At 70.7% G+C, this 2,815-nt stretch carries 4 protein-coding genes; 3 read left to right on the forward strand and 1 reads right to left on the reverse strand.

The features are described from left to right. On the reverse strand, window positions 1–625 hold a 625-nt coding region (locus WA965_RS09940), incomplete at its 3' end, for a glycerate kinase (protein ID WP_526295093.1). An 84-nt stretch (window positions 626–709) separates the two neighbouring features. On the opposite strand from WA965_RS09940, the gene WA965_RS09945 reads away from it, so the two are divergent. The 3 genes from WA965_RS09945 to WA965_RS09955 form a co-directional block, all read left to right on the forward strand. Beyond that, complete coding sequence (locus tag WA965_RS09945) at window positions 710–1,393, forward strand: DUF3043 domain-containing protein (RefSeq protein ID WP_526295095.1); 684 nt, start codon at window positions 710–712, stop codon at window positions 1,391–1,393. Between the two features lie 6 nt (window positions 1,394–1,399). Further along, entirely contained in the window at window positions 1,400–2,440 is a 1,041-nt protein-coding gene (cobT, locus tag WA965_RS09950) for a nicotinate-nucleotide--dimethylbenzimidazole phosphoribosyltransferase (RefSeq protein ID WP_526295097.1), read from the forward strand. After that, window positions 2,437–2,815, forward strand: a 379-nt coding sequence (locus WA965_RS09955; RefSeq protein WP_526447450.1) for an adenosylcobinamide-GDP ribazoletransferase, incomplete at its 3' end; no start/stop codon positions are given. The genes cobT and WA965_RS09955, both read left to right, overlap by 4 nt.

The following is a 2,815-nucleotide window of genomic DNA, read 5'->3' on the forward strand; positions in this document are numbered from 1 at the left end:
CGGTCAGGCGGTCCTCCAGGATCGCGACGGTGGCCGGATCGGCACCCTTCTGCGGACCGAACACCGCCGCGGCGCCCCGCGGACCGAGAAGTGGGTGCTCGACGTCACTGGCAGCGATGAGCTCGACGCCGTCGAGCAACTCCTGTGCCGCCGTCACGCCGCCCAGCGCCTCCACCATGCCCCGGCCGCCGTCGGTGCAGCCGCTGCCTCCGAGCCCGATCACGATCCGACCCGCGCCAGCCGCTCTCGCAGCGGCGATGAGCTGCCCGACTCCCCTGCTGTGCGCCTCGAGCGCGGTGCTCACCGACGGCGGCCCGCCCAGCAGTGCGAGGCCGCACGCCTGCGCGCATTCGATGTACGCGGTGACCGGCGGGTCGGTATCGAGCACCCACTGCGCGTCGACGTCACTGGACAGCGGACCGCTCACCCGTTCGGTGCGTACCTCGCCGAGTCGACTGGCCAGCACTTCCACGAACCCCGGTCCACCGTCGGACTGCGGAGCCAGCGCCAGTCCGTCGTCGGGCCGGGACCGGCCCCAACCGTCTGCGATGGACTGCGCCGCCTGCACCGCGGTCAAGCTGTCGCCGAAGCAGTCCGGAGCGATCAGCACATTGATGCGCGCCATCCCGGCAGACTATGGCCTCCCCCGGACCGACGCATGTCCGGGACTCCGGTGCCCCGCCGGTCAGCCGAGACGTAACCTGGCAGGGTGAAATTGCTGGGCCGCAACAGAGACGATTCCGGGGACGCTGACCCCGACAACTCCGACGACAGCGCCGACGTCGCGCCCGCCGGCTCTGCCGGCCAGCGCGTGACCACGGCCCCCAAGGGGAAGCCGACGCCGAAGCGCAGCGAGGCGAGCCGCAGACGCGGCCCGGTGGCACCCGCACCGTTGACCAGTGCGGAGGCCCGTAAGCGCCGCAAGGAGCTCGGTGGCCCCAAGCTGTCGCGCGAGGAGAAGAAGGCCCAGCGCTCCGAGCGCCGCTCGGACATGTCGAAGCGCCGCGAGAGGATGATGGCCGGCGAGGACGCCTACCTGCTGCCTCGCGATCAGGGTCCGGTACGCCGCTATGTCCGCGACGTGGTCGATTCGCGGCGCAATCTGCTCGGTCTGTTCATGCCGTCTGCGCTCGGCCTGATCTTCGTCATGCTCGCGGTGCCCTCGGTCCAGGTGCAGCAGATGTTGTCACCCGCGATGCTGGTGCTGGTGCTGGTCATGGTCGTCGACGGGTTCATCCTGGGCCGCAAGGTGAATCGTCTGGCGGATCAGAAGTTCCCCGACAACACCGAAACCGGTTGGAAGCTCGGCTTCTACGCCTCCAGCCGCGCCTCGCAACTGCGCAGGATGCGCGCGCCGAGACCGCAGGTCGAGCGCGGCACCCCCGTCGTGTGACGTCGGGTGGCCTACTTTCCTGCCATTCCCGCCCCTGATACCGCAGCGGCAGCCGCGGCACGGCAGCGGCAGACCGTTCTCACCAAGCCGCTGGGCGCTCTGGGTCGCCTCGAAGAACTCTCGGTGTGGGTGGCCGCCTGTCAGGGTGTCTGTCCCCCCGAGCAGTTCACGCGCGCCCGGGTGGTGGTGTTTGCCGGTGATCACGGGGTCGCCGCGGCCGGGGTGTCCGCGTATCCCGCCGAGGTGACCGCTGCCATGGTGGCCAACATCGATGCCGGCGGCGCGGCGGTCAACGTGCTGGCCGCGTTGGCGGGCGCCGGGGTTCGGGTCGCCGATCTCGCGGTCGACGTCGAAGCGCCGCATTCCCCGTCGATCGGTGCGCACAAGGTTCGCCGCTCCAGCGGCAACATCGCCACCGACGATGCACTGACCCCCGAGCAGGTGGTCGAGGCGATCGAGGCGGGCCGTCGGATCGCCGATGAGGAGGTCGATGCCGGCGCAGATCTGCTGATCGCCGGCGACATGGGCATCGGGAACACCACTCCGGCGACCACCCTGATCGCCGCGTTGACCGACACCGAACCGGTCGCCGCGGTGGGCAGGGGTACCGGCATCGACGACGCCGGTTGGGCCCGCAAAACCGCCGCCGTGCGTGACGCGCTGTATCGGACTCGCAGGATCACCGCGGATCCCATTGCGCTGCTGCGGATCTGCGGCGGCGCCGACTTGGCAGCGATGACCGGATTCTGTGCTCAGGCCGCAGTCCGGCGCACCCCGGTGCTGCTCGACGGCGTTGTGGTGACGGCTGCCGCGCTCGCGGCCGAACGGCTCGCTCCCGGTGCGAAGCAGTGGTGGCAGGCCGGCCACCGCTCCACCGAACCGGCGCATTCGCTGGCGCTGCAGTACCTCGAACTGGTCCCCCTCATCGATCTCGGAATGCGACTGGGGGAAGGTACCGGCGCCCTGGTGGCTCTGCCGGTTCTGCGGGCCGCAGTGGGCACCCTCGCGTCGATGGCCACGTTCGAGCAAGCCGGCATCAACACATGATCCGTTCTGTCGCAGGCGCTTTCGCGTTCGCGACGGTGCTGCCGGTGCCGGCCGGTCGCACAGGGCACATCGGTCGCGGCGCGATGACCGCGCTTCCGGTCGTCGGCGTGGCGTTGGGCGCGTTGGCCGCGGCGGTGCTGTGGGCTGGAACGTATGCGTTCGGCGAGGGCAGTGCACTGGCAGGCGCCCTTGCGGTGGCCGTGCTGCTGGCGGCGACCCGCGGTCTGCACATCGACGGACTGTCGGACACCACCGACGCGCTGGGCTGCTACGGCCCACCGGAGCGGGCGCTGGCCGTGATGCGTGACGGTTCAGCGGGTCCGTTCGGCGTCGCTGCGGTGGTGGTGGTGCTCCTGGTGCAGACCCTCGCCTTCG

It is taken from the genome of Mycobacterium sp., assembly GCF_049683935.1.
Taxonomy (GTDB): Bacteria; Actinomycetota; Actinomycetes; order Mycobacteriales; family Mycobacteriaceae; genus Mycobacterium.